The organism is Mesorhizobium xinjiangense (assembly GCF_009749525.1).
Taxonomy (GTDB): domain Bacteria; phylum Pseudomonadota; class Alphaproteobacteria; order Rhizobiales; family Rhizobiaceae; genus Mangrovimarina; species Mangrovimarina xinjiangensis.
The window spans coordinates 25,439-50,459 of the sequence record NZ_WOAC01000031.1; the positions used below are offsets into that span (position 1 = coordinate 25,439).

At 65.3% G+C, this 25,021-nt stretch carries 20 protein-coding genes; 14 read left to right on the top strand and 6 right to left on the bottom strand.

Features of this window, described 5'->3' with window-relative positions; translation table 11 throughout:
- The first annotated feature begins 258 nt into the window (after positions 1-258).
- Both GM909_RS23395 and GM909_RS23400 read left to right on the top strand, forming a co-directional pair.
- Positions 259-1,881, top strand: coding sequence for a glycoside hydrolase family 43 protein (locus GM909_RS23395; RefSeq protein WP_157019675.1), 1,623 nt, complete (start codon positions 259-261; stop codon positions 1,879-1,881).
- Between the two features lie 131 nt (positions 1,882-2,012).
- Positions 2,013-2,963: an ABC transporter substrate-binding protein gene (locus tag GM909_RS23400; RefSeq protein WP_157019678.1), complete on the top strand. Its 951-nt coding sequence runs from the start codon at positions 2,013-2,015 to the stop codon at positions 2,961-2,963.
- Positions 2,964-3,007: 44 nt separating this feature from the next.
- Here GM909_RS23400 and GM909_RS26330 read toward each other — a convergent pair whose 3' ends face one another.
- Complete coding sequence (locus GM909_RS26330; RefSeq protein ID WP_268890787.1) at positions 3,008-3,142, bottom strand: hypothetical protein; 135 nt, start codon at positions 3,140-3,142, stop codon at positions 3,008-3,010.
- 195 nt (positions 3,143-3,337) lie between these two features.
- On the opposite strand from GM909_RS26330, the gene GM909_RS23405 reads away from it, so the two are divergent.
- Both GM909_RS23405 and GM909_RS23410 read left to right on the top strand, forming a co-directional pair.
- On the top strand, positions 3,338-4,081 hold the full coding sequence (locus GM909_RS23405; RefSeq protein ID WP_235912040.1) for an ABC transporter permease: 744 nt from the start codon (positions 3,338-3,340) through the stop codon (positions 4,079-4,081).
- Entirely contained in the window at positions 4,078-4,854 is a 777-nt protein-coding gene (locus GM909_RS23410; protein ID WP_157019684.1) for an ABC transporter ATP-binding protein, read from the top strand. The genes GM909_RS23405 and GM909_RS23410 overlap by 4 nt, the downstream gene beginning before the upstream one ends.
- Positions 4,855-4,864: 10 nt before the next feature.
- Here GM909_RS23410 and hutU read toward each other — a convergent pair whose 3' ends face one another.
- The 3 genes from hutU to hutI all read right to left on the bottom strand — a co-directional run bounded on the left by hutU (position 4,865) and on the right by hutI (position 9,370).
- On the bottom strand, positions 4,865-6,538 hold the full coding sequence (hutU, locus tag GM909_RS23415; protein WP_157019687.1) for a urocanate hydratase: 1,674 nt from the start codon (positions 6,536-6,538) through the stop codon (positions 4,865-4,867).
- Positions 6,539-6,623: 85 nt separating this feature from the next.
- A complete protein-coding gene (hutH, locus tag GM909_RS23420; RefSeq protein ID WP_157019690.1) occupies positions 6,624-8,165 on the bottom strand; it encodes a histidine ammonia-lyase in 1,542 nt (513 codons plus the stop codon).
- Complete coding sequence (hutI, locus tag GM909_RS23425; RefSeq protein WP_157019693.1) at positions 8,162-9,370, bottom strand: imidazolonepropionase; 1,209 nt, start codon at positions 9,368-9,370, stop codon at positions 8,162-8,164. Before hutI ends, hutH begins: the two co-directional genes overlap by 4 nt.
- 78 nt (positions 9,371-9,448) lie before the next feature.
- Between hutI and GM909_RS23430 the strand changes: the two genes are divergently transcribed.
- From GM909_RS23430 to GM909_RS23455, 6 genes are all read left to right on the top strand, one after another.
- Entirely contained in the window at positions 9,449-10,141 is a 693-nt protein-coding gene (locus tag GM909_RS23430; protein ID WP_157019696.1) for a GntR family transcriptional regulator, read from the top strand.
- A 210-nt stretch (positions 10,142-10,351) separates the two neighbouring features.
- On the top strand, positions 10,352-11,566 hold the full coding sequence (gene hemA / locus GM909_RS23435; protein WP_157019699.1) for a 5-aminolevulinate synthase: 1,215 nt from the start codon (positions 10,352-10,354) through the stop codon (positions 11,564-11,566).
- A 92-nt stretch (positions 11,567-11,658) separates the two neighbouring features.
- Positions 11,659-12,345, top strand: coding sequence for a ribulose-phosphate 3-epimerase (rpe, locus tag GM909_RS23440; RefSeq protein ID WP_157019702.1), 687 nt, complete (start codon positions 11,659-11,661; stop codon positions 12,343-12,345).
- Between the two features lie 36 nt (positions 12,346-12,381).
- On the top strand, positions 12,382-12,939 hold the full coding sequence (locus GM909_RS23445; protein WP_157019705.1) for a thioredoxin family protein: 558 nt from the start codon (positions 12,382-12,384) through the stop codon (positions 12,937-12,939).
- A gap of 2 nt (positions 12,940-12,941) precedes the next feature.
- Positions 12,942-13,643: a phosphoglycolate phosphatase gene (gene gph, locus GM909_RS23450; protein WP_157019708.1), complete on the top strand. Its 702-nt coding sequence runs from the start codon at positions 12,942-12,944 to the stop codon at positions 13,641-13,643.
- Positions 13,644-13,739: 96 nt separating this feature from the next.
- The gene (locus GM909_RS23455) at positions 13,740-14,144 is read left to right on the top strand and encodes a Fur family transcriptional regulator (RefSeq protein WP_407941350.1); all 405 of its coding nucleotides are present in this window, start codon (positions 13,740-13,742) and stop codon (positions 14,142-14,144) included.
- 283 nt (positions 14,145-14,427) lie between these two features.
- Here the strand turns inward: GM909_RS23455 and polA are convergent, their stop codons facing one another.
- Positions 14,428-17,379, bottom strand: a complete 2,952-nt coding sequence (gene polA, locus GM909_RS23460; protein ID WP_407941349.1) for a DNA polymerase I — start codon at positions 17,377-17,379, stop codon at positions 14,428-14,430.
- A gap of 319 nt (positions 17,380-17,698) precedes the next feature.
- Here polA and GM909_RS23465 point away from each other — a divergent pair, with 319 nt between their 5' ends.
- The 3 genes from GM909_RS23465 (at position 17,699) to GM909_RS23475 (ending at position 20,826) form a co-directional block, all read left to right on the top strand.
- A complete protein-coding gene (locus GM909_RS23465; RefSeq protein ID WP_157019717.1) occupies positions 17,699-18,634 on the top strand; it encodes a lipid kinase in 936 nt (311 codons plus the stop codon).
- Between the two features lie 163 nt (positions 18,635-18,797).
- Positions 18,798-20,186, top strand: coding sequence for a dipeptidase (locus tag GM909_RS23470; RefSeq protein WP_157019720.1), 1,389 nt, complete (start codon positions 18,798-18,800; stop codon positions 20,184-20,186).
- Between the two features lie 22 nt (positions 20,187-20,208).
- On the top strand, positions 20,209-20,826 hold the full coding sequence (locus GM909_RS23475; protein WP_157019723.1) for a ribonuclease D: 618 nt from the start codon (positions 20,209-20,211) through the stop codon (positions 20,824-20,826).
- An 11-nt stretch (positions 20,827-20,837) separates the two neighbouring features.
- Here the strand turns inward: GM909_RS23475 and GM909_RS23480 are convergent, their stop codons facing one another.
- Positions 20,838-21,959: an acyltransferase family protein gene (locus GM909_RS23480; RefSeq protein ID WP_157019726.1), complete on the bottom strand. Its 1,122-nt coding sequence runs from the start codon at positions 21,957-21,959 to the stop codon at positions 20,838-20,840.
- A gap of 643 nt (positions 21,960-22,602) precedes the next feature.
- Here GM909_RS23480 and GM909_RS23485 point away from each other — a divergent pair.
- Complete coding sequence (locus GM909_RS23485; protein ID WP_157019729.1) at positions 22,603-24,789, top strand: transglycosylase domain-containing protein; 2,187 nt, start codon at positions 22,603-22,605, stop codon at positions 24,787-24,789.
- The last annotated feature ends 232 nt before the right edge of the window (positions 24,790-25,021 follow it).

The window sequence follows — 25,021 nt, forward strand, 5'->3', positions numbered from 1 at the left end:
GTCCCGCCCTCGTGGTGCGACAGGCTCACCATGAGGGCTCTGTTCTGTTGGGCTCAGGATGAGGGCTGAAGGGACGGCGTTGTGGCAGGCTGAGGGTGGAGGCGCGGCAGATATGTTGCCGGTTTCGAGACGCGGACACTGACACCAAACGCGGGCCTTCATCCCTCATCCTGAGCTTGTCGAAGGACGAGGGTGAAGGTCGTATCCTCCCCGTATCACGGCTGGCGCGGAAGCATTCAGCGCGATAGTAATATTAGCATGATACGCAATCCGATCCTGCCCGGCTTCAATGCCGACCCTTCGATCTGCCGCGTCGGCGGCGACTATTACATCGCCACCTCGACCTTCGAGTGGTTTCCCGGCGTCCAGATCCATCACTCGGGCGATCTGGTGAACTGGCGGCTCGTCAAGCGGCCGCTGGAGCGCGCAAGCCAGCTCGACATGCGCGGCAATCCCGATTCGGGCGGTGTCTGGGCGCCATGCCTCTCCTATGCCGACGGGCTGTTCTGGCTGGTCTATACCGACGTCAAGCGGCTCGACGGCAATTTCAAGGACGCACACAACTACATCGTCACCGCGCCGGCGATCGAGGGGCCGTGGTCCGACCCCGTCTATGTCAATTCGAGCGGTTTCGACCCGTCGCTGTTTCACGACGACGACGGGCGCAAATGGTTCCTCAACATGCAATGGAACCATGTCTCGACGGGCGTCGGCGGCAATCCGAAGCATCCCTCCTTCGACGGCATTCTGATGCAGGAATACGACGCGGCCGAAGGCCGGCTGGTCGGGCCGGTCAGGAACATCTTCGCCGGCAGTCCGCACGGGCTCGTCGAGGGGCCGCATCTCTTCAAGCGCGGCGGCTGGTACTACCTGACGACGGCCGAGGGCGGGACGGGCTATGACCACGCCGTCACCATGGCGCGGGCGCGCCGGATCGACGGGCCATACGAGCTGCATCCAGACATTCATCTCATCACCTCGAAGGACGCGCCCGACGCGGTCCTGCAGCGCGCCGGCCACGGCCAGATGGTGGAAACGCCGAACGGCGAGGTCTATCATACGCATCTGTGCTCGCGGCCGCTCCCCGGCCTGCGCCGCTCGCCGCTCGGCCGCGAAACGGCGATCCAGCGCTGCGTGTGGGGCGACGACGGCTGGCTGCGGCTGGCCCAGGGCGGCCATGTGCCGGCGGTCGAGGTCGAGGCGCCAAAGGGGGCGCCGGAGCCAACGGAGCGGGAAACCCGGCGCTACGATTTTTCCGGTCCCGACCTGCCGGCCGATTTCCAGTGGCTGCGCACGCCCTATCCCGAACGCATCTTCTCGCTCACCGACAATCCGGGCAGGTTGCGCCTCATCGGCCGGGAATCGATCGGCAGCTGGTTCGAGCAGGCGCTGGTCGCGCGCCGCCAGGAAGATTTCGATTTCCGCGCCGAGACGGCGCTTGGCTTCGACCCCGACACCTACCAGCAGGCCGCCGGCCTGGTGCACTATTACAACCGCCACAAGTTTCATTTCCTGGCGGCGACCTTTCATCCCGGCAAGGGCCGGGTGCTGCGGATCATGTCGTGTCCCGGCGACTGGCCGGACGGACGGCTGACATTCCCGCTTTCCGAGCCGCTTTCGATCCCCGATCACGGCGCGGTGGCACTCGCGGCCGAGGTTCACGGGGCCGAGCTGCAGTTCTTCTTCTCGCTCGAGGGCGATGAAGATTGGCAGAAGATCGGTCCGATGCTCGATGCCAGCATCGTCTCCGACGAGGCGGGCCGTGGCGAGCACGGCTCCTTCACCGGAGCCTTCGTCGGCATGGCGGCGTTCGATACCAGCGGCCGCGCGCGCGTCGCCGATTTTGATCATTTCGTCTACCGGCCGGGCTCCGGCCGCTGACCTTCGCATCGCTGCGCGCACAGAAATTGTGCACTGCGCAATCGCTGTGCGCGAGGGTGATTGACAGCCCCTGTTCGGTGTGATGCCATCCGTTCCGGGAGGCTCTTTCGAGCAAGCATTCGGAGTGGAACATGAAGATCGTATCGGGGTTGGGCGCGGCCGCAGCCGCACTCGTGCTGGCGGCTGGCGCCGCGCAGGCTGAAGGCACCGAGGTCGCCATTGGCATGAGCGGCTGGACCGGGTTTGCGCCGCTGACACTGGCCAAGGAGGCCGGTATCTTCGAAGAGAACGGGGTTGACGTCGAGGTCAAGAAGATCCCACAGAAGGACCGCCATCTCGCCATCGCTTCGGGCGACATCCAGTGCGCGGCGACGACGGTCGAAACCTTCATGATCTGGAACGCCAATGGCGTGCCGATCAAGCAGCTCTTCCAGCTCGACATGTCGCATGGCGCCGATGGCATGGCGGTGCGCAACGACGTCAATTCGATCACGGAGCTGAAGGGCAAGACCGTCGCTGCGTCTGCGCCGGGCACGTCGCCCTATTTCGTGCTTGCCTGGATGCTCAACGAGAACGGTCTTTCGCTCGACGACGTCACGATCGCCAATCTCGAGCCCTCTGCCGCAGCCCAGGCCTTCATCGCCGGCCAGAACGACGCGGCGATGACCTACGAACCCTACCTTTCCGCCGTGCGCGACAATCCCGACGCGGGCAAGATCATCGCCACGACGATCGATTATCCGGTCGTCATGGACACGTTCGGCTGCACACCGGAATTTATCGCCAGCAATCCGGAGGCGGTGAAGGCGCTCGCCAAGGGCTATTATGATGCTCTGGCCATGATCGAGAACGACAAGGACAAGTCTTTCGAGATCATGGGCGCCGACGTCAAGCAGACCGGCGAGCAGTTCGGCAAGTCCGCCGGCTATCTGGAATGGCAGGATGCCGAGGCCAACAAGGCCTTCATGAATGGCGGCATCCAGGAGTTCTACGCCAAGGCAGGTCCGCTGCTCGAAAAGATCGGCGTCATCAAGTCGATCCCCGAGACGTCCGAGCTCATCGATACGAGCTGGATGGAATAGCACCGCCGTTACGCTGCACCATGCGTGCCGGTGGCCGGAAATTGTCATTGACGTGATGAAATCCGGCCGCTGCCGGTGTCTTCCTCCGTGATGTTGCCTCGCTCCGCCTTGCGCGCATTCGCTTCAAACGGAAACGTTTGAAGCAAAGATATGCGCGCCAGATCAATATGCTGGAACATGTGACTTTGGCTCAAACGTCACCGTTTGAGCGGGACATGTTCCAGCTCGGGGCGTTGACCCCGTTGTGGATGAATGCCAAAGCCACGCGGTCCCGCAAACCGAACGACCCTTGAGACCCCCGCCCTATGGATCAGTCGTCCTCCTCTTCGTCCAGACCGGCCTATCTCCGGCCATTGCGCCCTGTGCCTGCGCCCATGCGCATCGGGCTCGGCATTCTCTTCTTCCTGATCTTTCTTGCCGTCTGGTCGCTGGTCACCTTCGGCGGCTTTGTCTCGCCCCTGTTCCTGGCAAGCCCGGTGCGAATGGTCGAGGAGGGCTGGAGCCTCTTGACCGAGTACGGTTTCAGCTACGACATCGCGATCACCATCTGGCGCGTCCTTGGCGGCTTCGTGCTGGCCGCCCTTGTCGCCGTGCCGCTGGGTATCGCCATGGGCGCCTGGAAGGCTGTGGAGGCCTTCTTCGAACCCTTCGTCTCCTTCGCCCGCTACCTGCCGGCCTCCGCCTTCATCCCGTTGTTGATCCTTTGGGCGGGCATCGGCGAAACGCAGAAGCTGCTCGTCATCTTCATCGGCGCAGTGTTCCAGATCATCCTCATGGTGGCCGTCGCCGTCGGTCAGACCCGGCGCGACCTCGTCGAGGCGGCCTATACGCTCGGCGCCGGCGACAACGGTGTCGTGCGGCGGGTGCTGATCCCCTCGGCAGCGCCGCAGATCGCCGAGATCCTGCGTCTCGTCCTGGGCTGGGCGTGGACCTATGTCATCGTCGCCGAACTGATCGGCTCGTCCTCGGGCATCGGCCACATGATCGTCGACAGCCAGGCGCTCCTGAACACCGGCCAGATCATCTTCGGCATAATCGTCATCGGGCTGATCGGCCTGATCTCCGATTTCCTGTTCAAGGAGGCCAATCGTCGTCTCTTTCCGTGGAGCCTGGCATGAGCGCCGTCTCGATCGACAATGTGTCGCGAACCTTTCCCGGCGTGCACGGCGGTCAGCCCACACACGCACTCACGCCCGTTTCGGTCGAGGTCGGCGAAAACGATTTCGTGACCATTCTCGGGCCGTCGGGCTGCGGCAAGTCGACCCTCCTGCGCATCGTCGCCGGGCTCGACGAGCCGTCGGGCGGCAAGGTCGTCGTGCGCGGACGCCAGGTGACCGGGCCAGGTGCAGATCGCGGCATGGTCTTTCAGTCCTACACGCTGTTCCCCTGGCTGACGGTGGCCGAGAACATCGAATTCGGGCTGCGCGAAAAGGGCATGGCGAAATCCGAGCGCGAGGCGATCGTGGCCGACTATATCGGCAAGGTCGGGCTGAAGGGTTTTGAGCGGCACTGGCCGAAGCAGCTCTCGGGCGGCATGCAGCAACGCGTGGCGATCGCCCGCGCGCTCGCCAACGATCCGGCGATCCTGTTGCTCGACGAGCCCTTCGGCGCACTCGACAACCAGACGCGTGGCCTGATGCAGGAACTGCTCCTGGAAATATGGGAAGCCGACCAGAAGACCGTGCTCTTCGTCACCCACGATATCGAGGAGGCGATCTTTCTCGGCAGCCGCTGCCTGGTGATGTCGGCGCGTCCGGGCCGCATCAAGGCCGACGTCAAGGTGCCGCTGCCGCACCCACGCGACTACCGGATGAAGGCGGAGCCGGATTTCCTCGACCTCAAGATCCGGTTGACCGAGGAAATCCGCGAGGAGGCCAAGAAGGTGGCGTGACCTGCGCCCCTCAGTTTCCAAGAATTCCCGGAAGCCGCAGGCCCTTCTCGCGGGCGCAGGAAAGCGCCTCGTCATAGCCGGCATCGGCATGGCGCATGACGCCGGTCGCCGGGTCGTTCCACAAAACGCGCTCGAGACGTCGCGCCGCATCGTCCGTGCCGTCGGCGCAGACCACCATGCCCGCATGCTGTGAAAAACCCATGCCGACCCCGCCGCCATGATGCAGCGATACCCAGGTGGCACCGGACGCGGTGTTCAAGAGCGCGTTGAGCAGCGGCCAGTCGGAGACGGCATCGGAGCCGTCCTTCATGGCTTCCGTCTCGCGGTTGGGCGAGGCGACGGAGCCCGAATCCAGATGGTCGCGGCCGATGACCACCGGCGCTTTCAATTCGCCGCTCGCCACCATTTCGTTGAAGGCGAGGCCGAGGCGGTGCCGGTCGCCGAGCCCGACCCAGCAGATGCGCGCCGGCAGGCCCTGAAAGGCGATGCGCTCGCGCGCCATGTCGAGCCAGCGATGCAGGTGTTCATTGTCGGGCAGAAGCTCCTTCACTCGTCTGTCGGTGCGGTAGATGTCTTCCGGGTCGCCGGAAAGTGCGGCCCAGCGGAAGGGGCCGACGCCGCGGCAAAACAGCGGGCGGATATAGGCCGGCACGAAGCCGGGGAAGGCGAAGGCGTTGTCGAAACCTTCTTCCTTGGCCACCTGGCGGATGTTGTTGCCGTAGTCGAGCGTCGGCACGCCGGCCTCCCAGAAGGCCACCATCGCCTCCACATGGTCGCGCATGGAGGCGCGGGACGCCTTCTCCACCGCCTTGGGATCGCTCTCGCGCTTGTCGCGCCATTCGGCAACCGTCCAGCCTTTCGGCAGATAGCCGTTGACCGGATCATGCGCCGAGGTCTGATCGGTGACCATGTCGGGGCGCACGCCGCGCTTGAGCAACTGCGGCACGATCTCGGCGGCGTTGCCCAGAAGGCCGACCGACTTCGCCTCGCCGGCCTTCGTCCAGCGCTCGATCATCTCCAGCGCCTCGTCGAGCGAGGTGGCCTTTTCATCGACATAGCGGGTGCGAAGCCGAAAATCGATGCGGCTTTCATCGCATTCGACGGCAAGACAGCAGGCGCCCGCCATGACCGCGGCCAGAGGCTGCGCGCCGCCCATGCCGCCGAGGCCGGCGGTCAGGATCCACCGGCCCTTCAGGTTCCCGTCATAGTGCTGGCGTCCGGCCTCGATGAAGGTCTCGTAGGTGCCCTGTACGATGCCCTGCGTGCCGATATAGATCCAGGACCCGGCCGTCATCTGGCCGTACATCATCAGGCCCTTCTTATCGAGCTCGGAGAAATGATCCCAATTGGCCCAGTGCGGCACCAGGTTGGAATTGGCGATCAGCACGCGCGGTGCGTCCTTGTGCGTGCGGAAGACGCCGACCGGCTTGCCGGACTGGACGAGCAGCGTCTCGTCGTCCTCGAGGTCCTTGAGTGTCGCGGCGATGCGGTCGAAATCGTCCCAGGTGCGCGCGGCGCGGCCGATGCCGCCATAGACGACCAGTTCGTTGGGGTTTTCGGCCACCTCGGCGTCGAGATTGTTCATCAGCATGCGCAAGGGCGCCTCGGTCAGCCAGCTCTTGGCATTGAGCTCACTCCCGCGCGGCGCTTTCACCTCGCGGACGTTGTGGCGCGGATCGGTCATGGTCAGTCTCCCTGTGCCGGCCGCAGCGTCTGGGCCGGGGTAACGATCATTTGCGGCAAATGCACCAGGCGGGCTGCGACCGGCATCACGGCTCGCTCCTCAATTCCGGCAGGATGTCCGCTCCGACGCTGGCATTGAGCGCGCCTGAGCGCACCAGTTCCGCTGCCGCTTCGAGATCGGCCGCCATGTAGCGGTCGACCTCCAGCGGCGGTACGGCGGCGCGGATGGCGCCGAGCGCTTTTTGCAGTTCGGCACTGGTTTTCAGCGGTGCGCGCAACTCGACCCCTTGCGCGGCGGTCATCGCCTCGATGCCGATGATGGCGGAAAGATTGTCGGTCATGGCGAGAAGGCGCCGCGCGCCATGGCAGGCCATCGACACATGGTCTTCCTGGTTGGCTGAAGTCGGCGTGGAATCGACGGAAGCCGGATGGGCCATCTGCTTGTTTTCCGACATCAGCGCGGCCGACGTGACCTCGGCGATCATCAGGCCGGAATTGAGCCCCGGCTTCTTGGCCAGAAAGGCCGGCAGGCCGAAGGACAGCGCCGGATCGACCAGAAGCGCGATGCGGCGCTGGGCGATTGCGCCGATCTCGCAGATGGCGAGTGCCATCTGATCGGCGGCAAAGGCGACCGGTTCGGCGTGGAAGTTGCCGCCCGAGACGATGGAGCCATCGGAAAGCACGAGCGGATTGTCGGTCACAGCATTGGCTTCGGTCTCGAGCGTCGCCGCCGCCATGCGCAATATGTCGAGGCAGGCGCCGTCGACCTGCGGCTGGCAGCGGATGCAGTAGGGATCCTGGACGCGTTCGTCGCCTTCGCGGTGGCTCTCGCGGATCGGCGAGCCGTCGAGCAGCCGCCAGAGTGCGGCAGCGGTGTCGATCTGGCCGCGATGCCCGCGCAAGGTATGGATTTCCGGGTGGAACGGGGCGGAAGAGCCCATCGCCGCATCGGTCGACAGGGCGCCGGTGATCACCGCCGAGCGTGCCGCGCGATGGGTGCGGAAGAGGCCCGCCAGCGCCAGCGCCGTCGACACCTGCGTGCCGTTGATCAGCGCCAGTCCTTCCTTGGCGGCGAGCACGATCGGCGTCAGTCCGGCTTTCTCGAGGGCGGCCCCGGCCGGCATGCGTTCGCCGGCGAACCAGGCTTCGCCCTCGCCGATCATCGCCGCCGTCATGTGCGCGAGCGGGGCGAGATCGCCCGATGCGCCGACCGAGCCCTTTTCGGGAATGACCGGCAGGACGTTGCGCTCCAGCATCGCCTCGATGAGCGCCACGGTCTGCGGCCGCACACCGGAGGCGCCGCGCCCCAGCGATATGAGCTTCAGCACCATGATCAGCCGCACGATGTCGCCCGGCAGCGGATCCCCGACGCCGCAGCAATGCGACAGGATCAGGTTGCGCTGCAGGGTTGCCACGTCCGACGGCGGAATGCGCACGCTGGCCAGTTTTCCGAAACCGGTATTGACGCCGTAGATCGGATCTTCGCCCTCGGCGATCCCGGCAATGCGCTTTGCGGCGGCTTCGATGCCGGCGTGGCAGGCGGGATCGAGGCGAACGGCAGGCTTCTCGCGCCAGATGCGCTCCAACTCGCGGATGGAGACCTTGCCCGGTTGCAGCACGAGCGTCATGCATCTTCTCCCACGATACGGCGGTGAAGCGGATTGAAGCCGATGCGGTAGGTGAGTTCGGCAGGGTGCTCCACGTCCCAGATGGCGATGTCGGCGCGCTTGCCGGGCTCCAAGGTGCCGGTTTCATCCTGAAGCCCCAGCGCCCTTGCCGCCTCGCGCGTCGCCCCTGCCAGCGCCTCTTCCGGCGTCAGGCGGAAAAGCGTGCAGGCCATGTTGAGCGTCAGAAGAAGCGAGGCGAGCGGCGAGGAGCCGGGATTGCAGTCGGTTGCAACCGCAATCGGCACGCCCGCCCTGCGCAGCGCCGCGACGGGCGGCAATTGCGTCTCGCGCAGCGTGTAGAAGGCGCCCGGAAGAAGTACGGCGACGGTGCCGGCCTCGGCCATCGCCGCCACGCCGTCCTCGTCCAGATATTCCAGATGGTCGGCCGAAAGCGCACCATAAGAGGCGGCGAGCTTCGCGCCGCCCAGATCGGAAAGCTGCTCGGCGTGGAGCTTGACCGGCAGGCCGAGCGCGCGCGCCCTGGCGAAAACGCGGTTCATCTGTTCGGGCGAAAAGGCTATGCCTTCGCAAAATCCGTCCACGGCGTCGACGAGGCCGAGATCGCTGGCCGCTTCCATGCCGGGCAGGACTATCTCGTCGATATAGGCGTCCGCGCGGCCCTTATATTCCGGCGGCACGGCGTGGGCAGCGAGATAGCTCGTCTTCACGCGCACCGGCCGCATTGTCTCCAGCCGCCGCGCCGCGCGCAGCATTTTCAGTTCGTCCTCGGCCGTCAGCCCGTAGCCGGACTTGATCTCGACGGTGGCGACACCCTCGCCGATCAGCGCGTCGAGGCGCGGCAAGGCGTCCTCGACCAGCGCATCCTCGCCCATGGCGCGGGTGGCGGCGACGGTGGAGACGATGCCGCCACCGGCGCGCGCGACCTCCTCGTAGCTTGCGCCCTCAAGCCGCATTTCGAACTCTTTGGCGCGGTTGCCGCCGAAGACGAGGTGGGTGTGGCAATCGATGAGGGCGGGGGTGGCCAGCCGGCCGCCGAAATCCTCAATCTCGACACCGCGCCAGTCCGAGGGCACCGCGTTCCCGGCCGTCACCCAGACGATGCGATCATCTTCGAGGCCGATCGAACCGCGCTCGACCAGACCGTAGGCGGTATCGCCCTTGTCCATTGTGGCAATGCGCAGGCCGGACAGGATATTTCGGGGCATGGCAGAGGGTTTCCGGTTTTCAAACCTGGATTTGATGCTATTATGTATAGACATAATGTGTCAAACGGAAACAGCGCCATGCGCCGCAATTCCTTTCGCGACATTCGGGCCGAGCTCGAGCGGCGCATCGCCCGGCGCGTCTGGGAGCCGGGCGCGATCATACCGGGCGAGGAGGCGCTGGCGGTGGAATTCGGCGCTGCGCGGGCGACGGTCAACCGCGCCCTGCAGGAGCTTGCCCGCTCGGGTCTGGTCGAGCGCAAGCGCAAGTCGGGCACGCGCGTCGCCCTGCATTCCGTGCGCCAGGCTCGCTTCGCCATTCCGCTGGTGCGCCAGGAAATCGAGCAGGCGGGAAGCCTATACCACTACACGCTGCTGAGCCGCGAGGTGCGCGCCGCGCCGGACTTCCTGCGCGCCCGGCTCGCCCTGCCGGCCGATGCGCGCGTCATGCATGCGCGCTGCCTGCACACCGCCGACCGCAGGCCATATCAATATGAGGATCGCTGGATCAATCTTTCCGCCGTGCCGCAGGCCGAAAAGGAAAGCTTCGAGGAGACCGGCCCGAACGAATGGCTGGTCGCCAACGCGCCGTTCTCGCATGCCGAATTTGTGTTCGGCGCGGCGCGGGCGTCCGAGGAGGAAAAGGCCGTCCTGCAATTGCCCGAGGGCGAGGCGGTTTTCGTCGCCGAGCGCATGACATGGCTGGCCGAACGCCCGATCACGCTGGTGCGCATGGTCCATCCGCCGACCCACCGCATGGTCACCACGCTCTGAGCGTATCGATGTGAAACGCTTGACGGAGCGTGTTGCGGTCCTGTGCGAAAAGGCGATGTGGAGACGGCCGTTCGTCCGACCCATGGGAGGCCGGCCGGACGCCTCGCCTGCCGGCGTGGGGAGCAATTCGAGATGGAACGTTTTGCCGCGTTTGTTTCGGGAAGACAAAGCGACAACGGTAGGTTAGAACGCTTCCAAGGAGATTGGACGATGGACTTCGAAGCTTTTTTCGCCACGAAGCTCGATGACTTGCACACCGAAGGCCGCTACCGCGTATTTGCCGAGCTCGAGCGGCACGCCGGGTCGTTTCCGCGCGCCACGCGGTTTGTCGACGGCGAGATGCGCGACGTCACCGTCTGGTGCTCGAACGACTATCTGGGCATGGGCCAGCATCCCGCGGTGATCGCGGCCATGCACGAGGCGCTCGACAAATGCGGCGCCGGCGCCGGCGGCACGCGCAACATCTCCGGCACCAACCATTATCACGTGCTTCTGGAACGCGAACTGGCCGATCTGCACGGCAAGGAATCGGCGCTGATCTTCACCTCCGGCTATGTATCGAACTGGGCTTCGCTCGGCACGCTGGGCGCCAACATCCCCGGCTGCGTCATCGTCTCCGACGCCGGCAATCACGCCTCGATGATCGAGGGCATCCGCCATTCCAAGGCCGAAAAGCGCATCTTCAAGCACAATGACGTGCAGGATCTCGACCGCATCCTGTCCGAATACGGACCTGACCGGCCGAAGATCGTCGCCTTCGAGAGCGTCTATTCCATGGACGGCGATATCGCGCCGATGGCCGAGATCGTCGCGGTCGCCGAAAAGCACGGCGCCATGACCTATCTCGACGAGGTGCATGCGGTCGGCCTTTACGGACCGCGCGGCGGCGGCATCGCCGAGCGCGAAGGCCTGATGGACCGCATCACGCTGATCGAGGGCACGCTCGGCAAGGCCTTCGGCGTCGTCGGCGGCTATATCACCGGCTCGGCCGCGCTGTGCGATTTCATCCGCTCCTATGCGTCCGGCTTCATCTTCACCACGGCCCTGCCGCCTTCGGTCGCCGCCGGCGCTTTGGCCTCGATCCGGCATCTCAAGACGAGCCAGGTCGAGCGCGCGCGCCATCAGGAGCGGGTCAGGGCCGTGCGCGGCCGGCTCGACGCGATGGGCATCCCCTATATGCCCAACCCGAGCCATATCGTGCCGGTGATGGTTGGCGATCCGGTGAAGTGCAAGTGGATCTCCGACCTGCTGCTCGACAATTACGGCGTCTATGTTCAGCCGATCAACTATCCGACCGTGCCGCGCAAGACGGAGCGCCTGCGCATCACGCCCTCGCCGCTGCACACCGATGCCGACATCGATCATCTGATCGGCGCATTGTCGGATCTCTGGTCGCAATGCGCGCTGGCGCGCGCCGTCGCCTGACCTTCGGCGTGAAAGAGCAGCCCGGCGGGCGTTGACAATGCGGGCCGGCAAGGCCAATTGACCTTGCCTGATCTGTGTAAGGGGCCCGGAACATGAGCAATCGTACCATCATCGCGCCGTCCGTCCTCTCGGCCGATTTCTCGCGCCTGGGCGAGGAGGTGGAGGCGGTCGCCGCCGCCGGCGCCGACTGGATCCATCTCGACGTGATGGACGGTCATTTCGTGCCCAACATCACCTTCGGACCGCCGGTCATCAAGGCGATCCGCGGTCGCACCGACAAGGTCTTCGACTGCCATTTGATGATCGAGCCGGCCGATCCCTATCTCGCCGCCTTCGCCGATGCCGGCTGCGACATCATCACCGTCCATGCCGAGGCGGGCCCGCATCTCGACCGATCGCTGCAGGCGATCCGCGATCTCGGCAAGAAGGCGGGCGTGTCGCTCAATCCCTCGACGCCCGAAAGCGCGATCGAATATGTGCTCGACAGGCTCGACCTCGTGCTTTTGATGACGGTCAATCCCGGCTTCGGTGGCCAGGCCTTCATCCCGGCGGTGGTCGAGAAGGTGAAGCGGGTCAAGGCGCTGATCGGCGAGCGGCCGATCGACATCGAGATCGACGGCGGCGTGACGCCCGAGACCGCGCCGCTGGTGACGGCCGCCGGCGCCAATGTGCTGGTTGCCGGCTCGGCCGTCTTCAAGGGCGGCGGCGAAGCCGCCTACCGCGCCAACATTGCCGCCATCCGTGAGGCCGGCGACGGCGCGATCGGGCGCGCGGCTTAAGCGCGAATTCTGTTCCAGAGAAGGAGGCAGCACACCATGGCAGCAGTTCCTCCCGTTTGCGATTTCGGTTGGCCGGCGGTCGACGCCGAACTTCCCGGCGTTGACGGCCAGACATACCGCATCTTCGACCTGGCAGGCCCCGGCGGCCTCGTCGTCGCCTTCATCTGCAATCACTGCCCCTATGTGAAGGCGGTGATCGACCGCATGGTGGAAGACGCGCGCGTGCTCGACGAGGTCGGTGTCGGCTTCGTCGCCGTCAATTCCAACGATGCCGCGGCCTATCCCGCCGATTCCTTCGACAAGATGAAGCTGTTCGCCGAGCGGCACCGCCTGTTCTTTCCGTATCTGCATGACGAGGACCAGAAACTGGCCCGTGCCTATGGCGCCGCCTGCACGCCGGACCTGTTCGGCTTCAATGCCGACATGAAGCTGCAATATCGCGGCCGCCTCGACGAGGCCGGACGCAACGAAAACGCCGAGGGCGCGCGCCGGGACCTTGTCGAAGCCATGCGCCAGATCGCCCGAACGGGCGAGGGACCGGAAGACCAGGTCGCCTCGATCGGCTGTTCCATCAAGTGGAAGCAGGACGTCTGACAATGGCGTCTGCGGAACCTGCCTGGCCGGTGGCCGTGCTGTTCGACCTCGACGGCACGCTGATCGATTCGGTGCCGGACCTTGCCGCGTCGGTGAACATCCTGCTGGCCGAAAACGGGTTTGCGCCGCTGTCGCTGGACGAGGTGAAGTCCATGGTCGGCCACGGCCTGCCAAAGCTGGTGGAGCGTGCCTTTGCCGCGCGCGGCCTGCGGCCGGGGCCGGACGAACTCGCCGCCCAGTGTGACCGCATGGTCTCGATCTACGACGATCATCTGACCGTTCTGACGACGCCGATGTCCGGCGCCGGGGAGGTCCTGGAACGGCTTCATGGGCGCGGCATGCGGCTTGCCGTGGTGACCAACAAGCCGCAACGCGCCGCCGAAACGATCCTCGAGCGCCTCGGCCTTGCCCGCTTCATCGAAACCGTCGTCGGCGGCACCGACGGCATGCCGAAAAAGCCGGCGCCGGACATGGTTCTGGCGGCGATGAAGACCTGCCGGGCGACGCCCGAGAGCACGGTTCTCGTCGGCGACAGCGCCGCCGACGTGCAATCGGCCCACGCCGCCGGCATCGCGGCCATCGTCGTGGAAGGCGGCTATACCAAAGGACCGGCGGCCGACCTCGGCGCCGACCGGCTGATTGCCTCTCTCAACGAATTGGACGAGGTGCTGGGCACGTTCGCTACAGGGGCCGGCGTGGCCTAGTTGGCGATTTTGCGCGCCCGACCCTTGCATCCGTGCGGCCGGGCGGCGACATAGGGGGCTGGAAAACAATCGGCGAAGGCGATGACGGCAGGCCATATCGACGTTCGGGCGGATTTGACGCGCAACCAGGTGCTGGTTCTCGACGCGCTGGAAAGCGCGCGCGCGCCACTGAGCGCCTATGCCCTGCTCGACCAGCTCCGGGAGCAAGGCTTTCGCGCCCCGCTGCAGGTCTACCGGGCGCTCGACCGGCTGACCAAGGCCGGCCTGGTCCATCGCCTGGAAAGCCTGAACTCCTTCGTCGCCTGCACCGGCGATCATGCGCATGAGCACGAGACGACGGCCTTTGCCATCTGCGAGGATTGCGGGCAGGTGATCGAGTTCACCGACGCCACGGTCGTCAAGCGGCTGCAGGGCCTGGCCAGCGAAACCGGGTTTCAGCCCGCAAAGGCCATCATCGAGGTGCGCGGTCTCTGCGCGGATTGCGCGGCCAAGGCCGGCTGACAGGCCGCGGCCTTCCTTGTTGGTGCCGGCTCCAACATATTGATCCGGCGGGCATATCTTTGCTTCAAACGTTTCCGTTTGAAGCAAATGCGCGCTAGGGCAATCACCTTTGCCCCCTCCACCATGCTTCGCATGGTCCCCCTCCCCCATAAATGGAGGAGGATCCGCGGCGGCGGTGCCGGTTCCTCCCCTGCGAAGCGGGGGAGGGGGACCGCCGAAGGCGGTGGAGGGGGCATAACGACCTATACGCGATGCCCCGGTTCCCAACCGGAAAGCTTCTTGATCAGTGCGCCTCGTCCCAATTGTCGGCCGCGCGCGCGTCGACATGCAGCGGCACCGACATGGCGACGGCCGGCATGGCGGCATTCTCCATCGTCGCGCGGATGATCGGGATTGCCGCTTCGACATCGTCTGCGCGCGCCTCGAAGATCAGTTCGTCATGCACCTGCAAAAGCATGCTGATGTCTTCCAGCCCGGCCGCGGCCAGCGCCTTTTCCATGCGCGCCATGGCGCGGCGGATGATATCGGCTGCCGAGCCCTGGATCGGCGCGTTGATGGCGGCGCGCTCGTTGAAGGCGCGGACCTGCGGGTTGGACGAGCGGATCTCGGGATAGTGCGCCCGGCGGCCGAAGATCGTCTCGACATAGCCCTGGCTGCGCGCCGCTGCCTTGGTGGCGTCCATGTAGTCCTTGATGCCCGGGAAGCGCTCGAAATATTTCTTGATGTAGGCGCCCGCCTCTTCGCGCGGGATCGAAAGCTGGTTGGCCAACCCGAAGGCCGATATGCCGTAGATGATGCCGAAATTGATCGCCTTGGCGCGCCGGCGCACCTCGCCGGGCATGCCTTCCACCGGCACGCCGAACATTTCCGAGGCCGTCAGGGCGTGAATGTCGATCCCGTCGGCGAAGGCCTGTTTGAGCTGGGGAATGTCGGCGACATGCGCCAGCACACGGAGCTCGATCTGGCTGTAATCGGCCGAAATCAGCTTGTGGCCGGGCTCGGCGATGAAGGCCGTGCGGATCTTGCGCCCCTCGGCCGTGCGCACCGGGATGTTCTGCAGATTGGGTTCCGACGACGACAGGCGTCCCGTCGTCGTGGCGGCCAGCGCATAGGAGGTGTGGACGCGGTTGGTCTCAGGGTTGATGAAGCCGGGCAGAGCGTCGGTATAGGTGGACTTCAGCTTGGTGACCTGGCGCCAGTCGACGATCTTGCGCGGCAGTTCGTGGCCTTCCGCCGCAAGGTCCTCCAGCACCTGGGCCGAGGTCGACCATTGCCCGGTCGACGTCTTGCGCGCGCCGGCATGGCCCATCTTGCCGAACAGGATTTCGCCGAGCTGGCGCGGCGAGCCGATGTTGAAGCGCTCGCCGGCAAGCTTGTAGATCTCTTCCTCGATGCCCGCCGCCGTCTGTGCGAGATCGCCGGAAAGCCGCGACAGGATCTGCCGGTCGACGCGGATGCCGCGATGCTCCATGCGCCCGATGACCGGGACCAGCGGCCGCTCCAGCCGCTCATAGACGGAGACCAGCCCGTCGGCGGCCAGACGCGGTTTCAGGACCCGCCACAGGCGAAGCGTCACGTCGGCGTCCTCCGCCGCATAGGCCGAGGCCCTGTCGATGTCGACCATGTCGAAGGTGAGCATTTTCCGGCCGGAGCCGGCGACCTCCTTGTAGGAAATGGGGGTGTGGCCGAGCCAGCGTTCCGACAGCGCATCCATGCCATGGCTGCCCCGGCCGGCCTCCAGCACGTAGGAGATCAGCATCGTGTCGTCTATCGGCGCCACCGGCAGACCGAGCCGGTAGAGCAGCAGCCAGTCATATTTGGCGTTGTGGAGGATTTTCAGCACCGACGGGTCCGACAAAAGGTCCTTGAGCGCCGCCAGGACCTCCGCGGAGGCAATCTGGCCCTCGACCAGCCCGCCGCCGAGCAGGTCGCCGGCGCCGTTCTTGTGGGCGAGCGGCACATAGGCCGCGCGTCCTGGTCGCGTGGCGATCGAAACGCCGACCAGTTCGGCGCTCATCGGGTCGAGCGAGGTCGTCTCGGTGTCGATGGCGAAGGCGCCGGCCTCTCTTGCCTCGGCAATCCAGGCCTCGAGCGTCTCCATGTCGCGGATCGTGACATAGGCGCCGTGGTCGACGGGCGAGGCGACGGCGGCCTCGGCGCGCGCCGCGGCAAGGGCTTTTGGCGTCCATGCCGGTGCGTCCGTCGGCCGGCCCGTGGCTCCGGCATCCTTCACGCTTTCGGCGTTCGCACCATCGCCGGCCCCGACATCCGGCCCGTGCGCCTTCCCGCCGCTTTCCACCGCGACCTCGGCCGGCTCGATCTCGCCGGCATCGGCGCCCGTGGCGTCGGCCACACGGCGCGTAAGGGAGGAAAATTCCATCGCCTTCAGGAAAGCGATCAGCTTCGGCCCGTTGGGCGGCTGCAGGAGGAGGGTGTCGAGCCCGTCGGTGATCGGCACGTCGTTTTTCAGCCGCACGAGCTCGCGTGAAATGCGCGCCTTCTCGGCATTCTCGATGATCGATTCGCGGCGCTTGTTCTGCTTGATCTCCGAGGCCCGCTCCAACAGCGTGTCGAGATCGCCGTAGGTCTCGAGCAGTTGTGCCGCCGTCTTCGGCCCGATCCCCGGCACGCCGGGCACGTTGTCGATCGAATCGCCGGTCAGCGCCTGCAGGTCGATCATCTTGTCGGGCGCCACGCCCCATTTCTCGATCACCTCGGGCACGCCGATCTCACGGTCCTTCATCGGGTCGTACATCGAGACCTTGTCGCAGACGATCTGCATCAGGTCCTTGTCGGAGGAGATGATCGTCGCATCGCCGCCGGCTTCGCGCGCCAGCCTGGCATAGGTCGCGATCAGGTCGTCGGCCTCGAAGCCCTCCATCTCGATGCAGGGCAGGTCGAAGGCCTTGGTCGCCTGGCGGATGAGGCCGAATTGCGGGATCAGATCTTCCGGCGGCTCGGACCGGTTGGCCTTGTATTCGGGGTAGAGCTCGTTGCGAAACGTCTTCGACGAATAGTCGAAAATGACGGCGAAATGGGTCGGCGTGACGCCCACCGAGGTATCGCGCGCATTCTGCATCAGCTTCCACAGCATGTTGCAGAATCCGGACACGGCACCGACCGGCAAACCGTCCGATTTGCGTGTCAAGGGGGGCAGGGCGTGATAGGCGCGGAAAATGTAGCCCGAGCCGTCGACGAGGAAGAGGTGATCACCGTTTTTCATGGCCGAAGCCATAGCGCGGCGCGGCGCGGAAATCCACGCGAAAGGGCCGCTGCGAACCGCGATCCTGCCAAACGCCGGCAATCACACGTTTGTTACAAACGTGTAATTTTTGTGCCCTTGAATCGCCACTTTTCCACACCATCTTTTGGGGCATCGGCAATTATAGCCGAGTTCGGTCAAAGGCCCGTCCCCCGCCTCGCCGAACAACGCGGCAGCCTCATCCCCCCTCTCCGGGCTGCCGCACCTTTTGAGTACGGCCACCGTGGTTCCCCCTCCACCACGGTGGCCATTTCATTTCAAGTGAACGATACGCACGATCGGACAGTTTGGCATGGCACAAAACCGTGACGGGCGTCGCGCCCTGCTCCTGGTCAATCCCAAGTCGAGGCGCGGCAGCGAAAGTCTCGACGCCGTCATCCGCCGCCTCGAGGTCGGCGGCATCGAGGTGACCGTGGAGTCCTTTTCGGCCCTGCCCGAGATCGCGCGCGACATCGTGCGATTGCGCGCCGGCGCCGATCTGGTGGTCCTGTGCGGCGGTGACGGAACGGTCGCCTCCGGCGCCTTCGCGGTCATGGAAAGCGGTCTTCCGCTCGGCATTTTGCCGGCGGGCACGGCAAACGACCTGGCACGCACGCTGGACATTCCCATGGATCTGGAGATGGCGGCCGATGTGATCGTCGCCGGGGCCACACGCAAGATCGACATGGGCTCGGTCAACGGCCATGGTTTCTTCAACGTCGCCAGCATCGGTCTGAGCGCGGATCTCGCCCACGGGCTGGATGCGGGACTGAAGAAGCGCTGGGGGCGCCTCGGCTACGCGCTTGCCGCGCTGCGCGTTCTGGGCAAGGCACGGTCCTTCCGCGCCACCATCACCGAAAAGGGCCAAAAGACCACGGCCTCGAGCATGCAGATCGCGGTCGGCAACGGACGCCATTATGGCGGCGGCAACGTGGTGGAGGAGACGGCGGCGATCGACGACGGCCATCTCGACCTCTACAGCCTCGAAATGCGCAATGTGTGGAAGCTTGCGCTGATGCTGCGCTCCTTCCGCAGCGGCCGTCATAGCGCGTGGAGCGAGGTGCGCACGGCGCGCTGCGTCAACTTCAGGATCGAGACGGAAAAGCCGATGCCGGTCAACGCCGACGGCGAGATCGTGACCTCGACGCCGGCACAGTTCCTGGTGCATCCCGCGGCCATCACGGTCTTTGCGCCGGCCGGATCAGCCGCAGGGCTCGAGCGATCCTCCCAGCAAAGCGCAAACGCTTAGGCCAGGCGGCGGCGTCCAGGTGGCATGCAAAAGGACGCCTATTGCGGCCATGCATCGGGATTTCCGCGTCGCTGCGTCCTGACACAATGCCTGAAAACCGGCTTCCACTTTCGGGCACGCCGCTTTAGGGTCGCGCCTTCATCGAAAGACGGAAGGCCCCGACATGACTGCTCTTGAGCCGGTTCTCAAATCCCTCGACGACAATCTCGACCACAGTCTCGAACGCCTGTTCGAGCTTCTGCGCATCAAGTCGATCTCCACCGATCCCGCATTTGCCGGCGACTGCCGCAAGGCGGCCGAATGGCTGGTGGCGGATCTGTCGGCGATGGACTTCGAGGCGGGTATACGCGAGACGGCGGGCCATCCGATGGTCGTCGCGCATCACGAGGGTGCGACGCCCGACGCGCCGCATGTGCTTTTTTACGGCCATTATGACGTTCAGCCGGTCGACCCGCTGGAGCTGTGGGAAGAAGATCCGTTCGCCCCGTCGGTGAAGACGGGCGAGGCGGGCCGCAAGGTCATCCGCGCCCGCGGCGCCGCCGACGACAAGGGCCAGCTCATGACCTTCGTCGAGGCCTGCCGCGCCTACAAGGCGGCGCATGGCGCGCTGCCCTGCCGGGTGACGATCCTGTTCGAGGGCGAGGAGGAATCCGGCTCGCCGTCGCTGAAACCCTTTCTGGAGGCGAATGCCGAGGAACTGAAGGCGGACTTTGCACTGGTCTGCGACACCGGCATGTGGGACCACGAAACGCCTGCGATCTCGACGGCGCTGCGCGGCCTCGTCGGCGAGGAGATCGTCGTCAAGGCGGCCAATCGCGACCTGCATTCCGGGCTCTACGGCGGTGCGGCGGCCAACCCGATCCACATCCTGTCGAAGATTCTCGCCGATATCCATGACGAAAACGGCCGCGTGACGATCCCCGGCTTCTTTGACGGGGTGGAGGAAACGCCGGCCGACATCCTCAAGGTCTGGGAGAAACTCGAGCGCGGCGCCGACGATTTTCTCGCCGAGGTCGGTCTGTCGATCCCGGCCGGCGAAAAGGGACGCTCGGTGCTCGAACTGACCTGGGCGCGCCCGACGGCGGAGGTGAACGGCGTCACCGGCGGCTATACCGGCAAGGGCTTCAAGACCGTCATCGCCGCCGAGGCCTCGGCCAAGGTCTCCTTCCGCCTCGTCCACAAGCAGGACCCGAACAGGATCCGCGCCGCTTTCCGCGAATTCGTCAAGGCGCGCATCCCGGCTGACTGCTCGGTCGAGTTCCACCAGCACGGCAATTCGCCGGCCATCCAGTTGCCTTTCGATTCGCCGCTCCTGCAGGAGGCGAAAACGGCCCTTTCGGACGAATGGCCGAACGAGGCGGTGATGGTCGCCATGGGCGGCTCGATCCCGATCGTCGGCGATTTCCAGCGCCTGCTCGGCATGGATTCGCTGCTCGTCGGTTTCGGTCTGCCCGACGACCGGGTGCATTCGCCGAACGAGAAGTACGAACTCTCCTCCTTCCACAAGGGGCAACGTTCCTGGGCCCGCATCCTCGATGCGATCGCGCGCTGAAGCGGAGGCGGAGCGACAGACGATGACCATCCGTTTTCACAAGAACGATCTGCCCGATCTGGCTCACTACGACGTCGATGCCATCGGCATCGACACCGAGACGCTCGGCCTCAATACGCTTCGCGACCGTTTGTGCGTGGTGCAACTGTCGCCCGGCGACGGCACGGCCGACGTCGTCCAGATCGAGCGCGGCCAGAAGCGGGCGCCCAATCTCGCCGCCCTCCTGCGCAACCGCAAGATCACCAAGATCTTCCACTATGCGCGCTTCGACCTGGCGGCGCTCTATCACTGGCTGGGCGCGATGCCCGAGCCGGTCTTCTGCACCAAGATCGCCTCGCGGCTGACCAGGACCTACACCGACCGTCACGGCTTGAAAGACCTGTGCAACGAGCTTCTGGGCGTGTCGCTGTCCAAGGTCCAGCAATCGTCCGATTGGGCGGCCGAGACGCTGACGCCCGAGCAGCTCGAATATGCCGCTTCCGACGTTCTCTATCTGCATCGCCTGCGCGAGGTGCTGGAAATGCGGCTGGCGCGCGAGGAGCGCCGCCGCGAGGCCGATGCCTGTTTCCGCTTTCTGCCGACGCGGGCGAAGCTCGACCTGATGGGCTGGGGCGAGCAGGACATCTTCGCCCATAGCTGATCTGCAGGCCGTCACTCCGCCGGGGCGACGGCCTCCCTTGGGCGCACCTGTCGCGGCTCGACCCGCGCCCAGCCGGGCCGTTCGAACAGGAACTGGCCGCGCCCGGTCCATTGCACCAGGCCGTAAAGCACCACCGGCCCGATGACACCTGCGGCCGTGGCCAGGAACGCCACCGTGCCGATATCCGCGATCAGCCCGGTCTTCAGCAAGACAACGCGCGCCGCGGCCATCGGCAGGAAGAAGGCGAGATAGACGACGATCGAATGGGCGCCAAGCCAGCGCAGCCAGCCGCTCCATGAAACGGTCGACAGGAGCGCCGAAACCGCGACGACGAACAACACGCCGGCCGCGCCTGCCGCCAGCGAGACGATCGGCAGTTCCGACCAGCCGCCGGTTGCACCGGAATTGCCGAGCGGCGTTTGCAGGAATGGCGCCAGCATCTCGGGCGCCGGCGTGAAGACGAGCCATGCGTTGACCGCCGCCCATGGAAGAATGGCGCAAAGGGCGAGCGCCCGATTGACGCGCACGACATCGGCGAAGGCGAACACCCGCTCCGCGAGCACATAGCCCGCGAAGAAGTAGACATAGCGCGAGCAGAATTCGTCGACGATGACGATTTGCATATGCACGGGCAGGAACTCGAGCGCCGCCGCCGCAGCCAGGACAAGCCAGGCAGGCAGTCCGCGCACCAGGCGCGTCACGACGAAGAAGATCGGCAGCAGATAGATGAACCACAGCGTGCCGAAAGGTTGCACGAAGGCGGTGAGATAGATCCGAACCGGTGCCTGCCAGCCGCCTTCCATCGCCATGCCCGGCGCCTTGAAGGCGAACTGGATGGTCAGCCACAATACGTAGAAATAGGCGAAATGCACGACCTTGCGGTCGAGGTAGCGGCGCCACGGCCGGTCGATGACGAGGCCGAGGAAAAGCCCGGAGATGAGGAAGAAGTCGGGCATGCGGAAGGGTCTGGCAAAGGCGACGACGTAATGCATCCAGCCTTCGCGTCCGGCCGCCAGCTCGACGCCGATCGTGGCGTGGACCGTGACCACGAGAATGATGCAGATGCCCTTGCCGATATCGACCCAGTCGATCCGCGCCCGGCCGGGCGCGGCCATATTGCCGTGTGGATGCATGACGTCCCCCAAGACCCCAAAAGAGACGGCATCCTAGCAAGGCCCGGCAATCAAAAGATTAACGTTTGCTGGATGTTGAGCCGGATATCGGATATGGCGCTATCACGCCATATCCGACCGGTTCTGTTTGCGGCACAATTCGTCCTGCATTCCGGACGCATTCGACCCCCCACCACACCTCCCAACCGGATTGCGCAGTTCCCCGCCATCGCCCCACGCGTTGGCGGGGATTTGTTGTTTCGCCAGAACGATCCGGACGGCCTGTTTGAATTGGCGTTAATCCATCCTTAATGCCGTCATGACAGCGTGGCAGTGCGGCAGACCGTTTGCGGAAAACCGCAGGGCCGGCACTCAGGCAATGTCCCCCTTGGGGGACGCCGGCCTGTCTGATCTCTCGGCTTGTCTCTTCGCTTCGCATCTCGATTCCGAATTCGGGCCGGCACGCTTGATGCGGGCCCACGGACGTTACTGAATGATAAACGGAATGCCTCGAATCCGTTTAACTGCACCTTAAATCGCCGCATTTAGGCTTCAGCCCAGCGTCCCGCCGGTCTGGTGGATCTGGAGTTCGCGCCGCGTTCGCCGCGGGTGCAGCGAATTTCCGATCCGGGACATGAGCCGGGAGATAAGGGGTATCGGCCTTATGGCAAGACGGAAAACCAGTGCGCGTATCGAGCCAAGCTTCGACGAGCCGGCCCGTCGGTCAAAGGCCTCGGACCTCGCGGTCAGCGATGACGACCGCGTCGTACAGCCGTCGCGAAAGTCGGGTCCCAAACGCAAGAAATCATCGTCGGACCGCCGCAAGAAGGCCGCAAAACCACGCCGCAAGGGCGGCGGCTGGATGCTGAGCCTGGTGCGCGGTCTCGCCTACTGGTCGCTCGTTCTCGGCATCTGGGGCGGCATCGCGGCGACGGCGCTTGTCGCCTATTACGGTGCGCGCATGCCGAGCGCCACGACCTGGGCGGTGCCGGATCGTCCGCCCAATGTGAAGCTCGTCTCGGTCGACGGCAAGCTGCTCGCCAATCGCGGCATGACGGGCGGCGAGGCCGTCGGCCTGCATGAAATGTCGCCCTACATCCCCCAGGCCCTCATCGCGATCGAGGACCGCCGCTTCTATTCGCATTTCGGCGTCGATCCGCTGGGCCTCGCCCGGGCCATGGTGACCAATGTGCTGGAGGGAGGGTTCGTGCAGGGCGGGTCGACGCTCACCCAGCAGCTGGCCAAGAACCTGTTCCTGGAACCCGACCGGACGATCGAGCGCAAGGTGCAGGAGGTCCTTCTCGCACTGTGGCTGGAGCACAGGCATTCGAAGGACCAGATCCTGGAGATGTATCTGAACCGGGTCTATTTCGGCTCCGGAGCCTATGGCGTGGAAGCGGCGGCGCGACGCTATTTCGACAAGTCGGCGCGTGACGTCTCATTGTCCGAGGCCGCCCTTTTGGCCGGGCTTTTGAAGGCGCCGTCGCGTCTGTCGCCGGCGCGTGACCCGAAGGCGGCCGAGGCGCGCTCGCAGATCGTCCTGTCCGCGATGGCCGAACAGGGCATGATCGGCGACCGCGAGATGACGGCGGCAATGAGCGCGCCGGCCACCCGTGCCGCCGCCTATTGGACCGGCTCGGAGCATTATGTCGCCGACCGGGTCATGGAGGAATTGCCGGAATTGATCGGCGACGTGCGCGCCGACGTGATCGTCGACACGACCGTCGATCTGACGCTGCAGAAGCAGGCGGAAAAAACGATGCGGCGGCTGATCGACGAGCAGGGCGACAAGCGCTCGGTTTCGCAGGGCGCGCTGGTGGCGATCGACAATACCGGCGCCGTGCGCGCCATGGTCGGCGGCTACGACTATGCCAATTCGCAGTTCGACCGCGCCTCTGAAGCCCGCCGCCAGCCGGGCTCGGCCTTCAAGCCCTTCGTCTATCTCGCCGCGCTCGAACAAGGCCGCACGCCCGAAAGCGTGCGCAACGACGCGCCGATCAGGATCGGCAAATGGACGCCGGAGAACTACAACGGCAAATATTACGGCGAGGTCACGCTGACGACCGCCCTGTCGAAATCACTCAATTCGGTGGCCGCGCAGCTTGCCATGGAAGTGGGGCCGAAGGCGGTGGTCGAGGCGGCGCACAGGATGGGCGTCAAGTCGAAGCTCGACGCCAATACCTCGATCGCGCTCGGCACCTCGGAAGTCACGCCGCTGGAACTGACGGCGGCCTATGTGCCGTTTGCCAATGGCGGCTACCGTCCCGACGTGCATTTCGTGCGCCGTGTGACGACGACGTCCGGAAAGGTGCTCTACGAACACGGCAATGACGGGGTCGAGCGCGTCCTGAAGCCCGAGATCGTCGCCATGATGAACGCCATGATGGCCGAGACGGTTCGCGCCGGCACCGGCCGCAAGGCCGGCTTCGGATGGCCGGCGGCCGGCAAGACCGGCACCAGCCAGAACTCGCGCGATGCCTGGTTCGTCGGCTACACGGCCAATCTCACCGCCGGCGTCTGGTTCGGCAATGACGACGGCAGCGCGACGAAGGGCGTCACCGGCGGCAACCTGCCGGCCCAGGCATGGCACGACTTCATGGCTGCCGCGCATGAGGGCGTTCCGGTCGCCGCGCTGCCCGGCGCCGGCTGGCGCAGGCGATTGCCCGACGCTCAGGACGCACCCGCGATACGGCCGCAACGCCCGGTCGCCGAGGCCGGCAACGCGCGTCCACCCGAAGCGGCCGGCGACAGGACGGCGTCGGTCTCCCATCCGGTTCCCGCGGCCGAGGTGGGCGGCCCGTCGGTGCGCCGCCCCGGCTCCATCCTCGATATCATCCTCGGCAGGAATTGAAGGCGCCCTGCGCCACTTCGCCTCTCGCCAGAAGGCGTGCCGTCGGCTAGATCGGCTCACCGCTTCGCGGAATCGGTTCGCCAATCTAACTCTTTGATTCGACGCAATTCCGGACGGAGAACCGGCTTCCACTTCTCCTGGAATTGCTCTAGCAGGTTGCTGAAAAACTCCAACAATGGCACGGGAATTGTGATTCACTCGGCTGGGAGCGATGGAGTGATTTGCGATGCGC

Bases quoted from the DNA above. Each gene is read 5' to 3' on its own strand.
- GM909_RS23395 (WP_157019675.1), top strand. From the start codon at position 259: ATGATACGCAATCCGATCCTGCCCGGCTTCAATGCCGACCCTTCGATC.
- hemA (WP_157019699.1), top strand. From the start codon at position 10,352: ATGGACTTCGAAGCTTTTTTCGCCACGAAGCTCGATGACTTGCACACC.
- rpe (WP_157019702.1), top strand. From the start codon at position 11,659: ATGAGCAATCGTACCATCATCGCGCCGTCCGTCCTCTCGGCCGATTTC.
- GM909_RS23430 (WP_157019696.1), top strand. From the start codon at position 9,449: ATGCGCCGCAATTCCTTTCGCGACATTCGGGCCGAGCTCGAGCGGCGC.
- gph (WP_157019708.1), top strand. From the start codon at position 12,942: ATGGCGTCTGCGGAACCTGCCTGGCCGGTGGCCGTGCTGTTCGACCTC.
- GM909_RS23465 (WP_157019717.1), top strand. From the start codon at position 17,699: ATGGCACAAAACCGTGACGGGCGTCGCGCCCTGCTCCTGGTCAATCCC.
- hutI (WP_157019693.1), bottom strand. From the start codon at position 9,370: ATGCCCCGAAATATCCTGTCCGGCCTGCGCATTGCCACAATGGACAAG.
- GM909_RS23400 (WP_157019678.1), top strand. From the start codon at position 2,013: ATGAAGATCGTATCGGGGTTGGGCGCGGCCGCAGCCGCACTCGTGCTG.
- polA (WP_407941349.1), bottom strand. From the start codon at position 17,379: ATGGCTTCGGCCATGAAAAACGGTGATCACCTCTTCCTCGTCGACGGC.
- hutH (WP_157019690.1), bottom strand. From the start codon at position 8,165: ATGACGCTCGTGCTGCAACCGGGCAAGGTCTCCATCCGCGAGTTGGAG.
- hutU (WP_157019687.1), bottom strand. From the start codon at position 6,538: ATGACCGATCCGCGCCACAACGTCCGCGAGGTGAAAGCGCCGCGCGGG.
- GM909_RS23480 (WP_157019726.1), bottom strand. From the start codon at position 21,959: ATGCATCCACACGGCAATATGGCCGCGCCCGGCCGGGCGCGGATCGAC.
- GM909_RS23445 (WP_157019705.1), top strand. From the start codon at position 12,382: ATGGCAGCAGTTCCTCCCGTTTGCGATTTCGGTTGGCCGGCGGTCGAC.
- GM909_RS26330 (WP_268890787.1), bottom strand. From the start codon at position 3,142: ATGTTCCAGCATATTGATCTGGCGCGCATATCTTTGCTTCAAACGTTT.
- GM909_RS23470 (WP_157019720.1), top strand. From the start codon at position 18,798: ATGACTGCTCTTGAGCCGGTTCTCAAATCCCTCGACGACAATCTCGAC.
- GM909_RS23405 (WP_235912040.1), top strand. From the start codon at position 3,338: ATGCGCATCGGGCTCGGCATTCTCTTCTTCCTGATCTTTCTTGCCGTC.
- GM909_RS23485 (WP_157019729.1), top strand. From the start codon at position 22,603: ATGGCAAGACGGAAAACCAGTGCGCGTATCGAGCCAAGCTTCGACGAG.
- GM909_RS23475 (WP_157019723.1), top strand. From the start codon at position 20,209: ATGACCATCCGTTTTCACAAGAACGATCTGCCCGATCTGGCTCACTAC.
- GM909_RS23410 (WP_157019684.1), top strand. From the start codon at position 4,078: ATGAGCGCCGTCTCGATCGACAATGTGTCGCGAACCTTTCCCGGCGTG.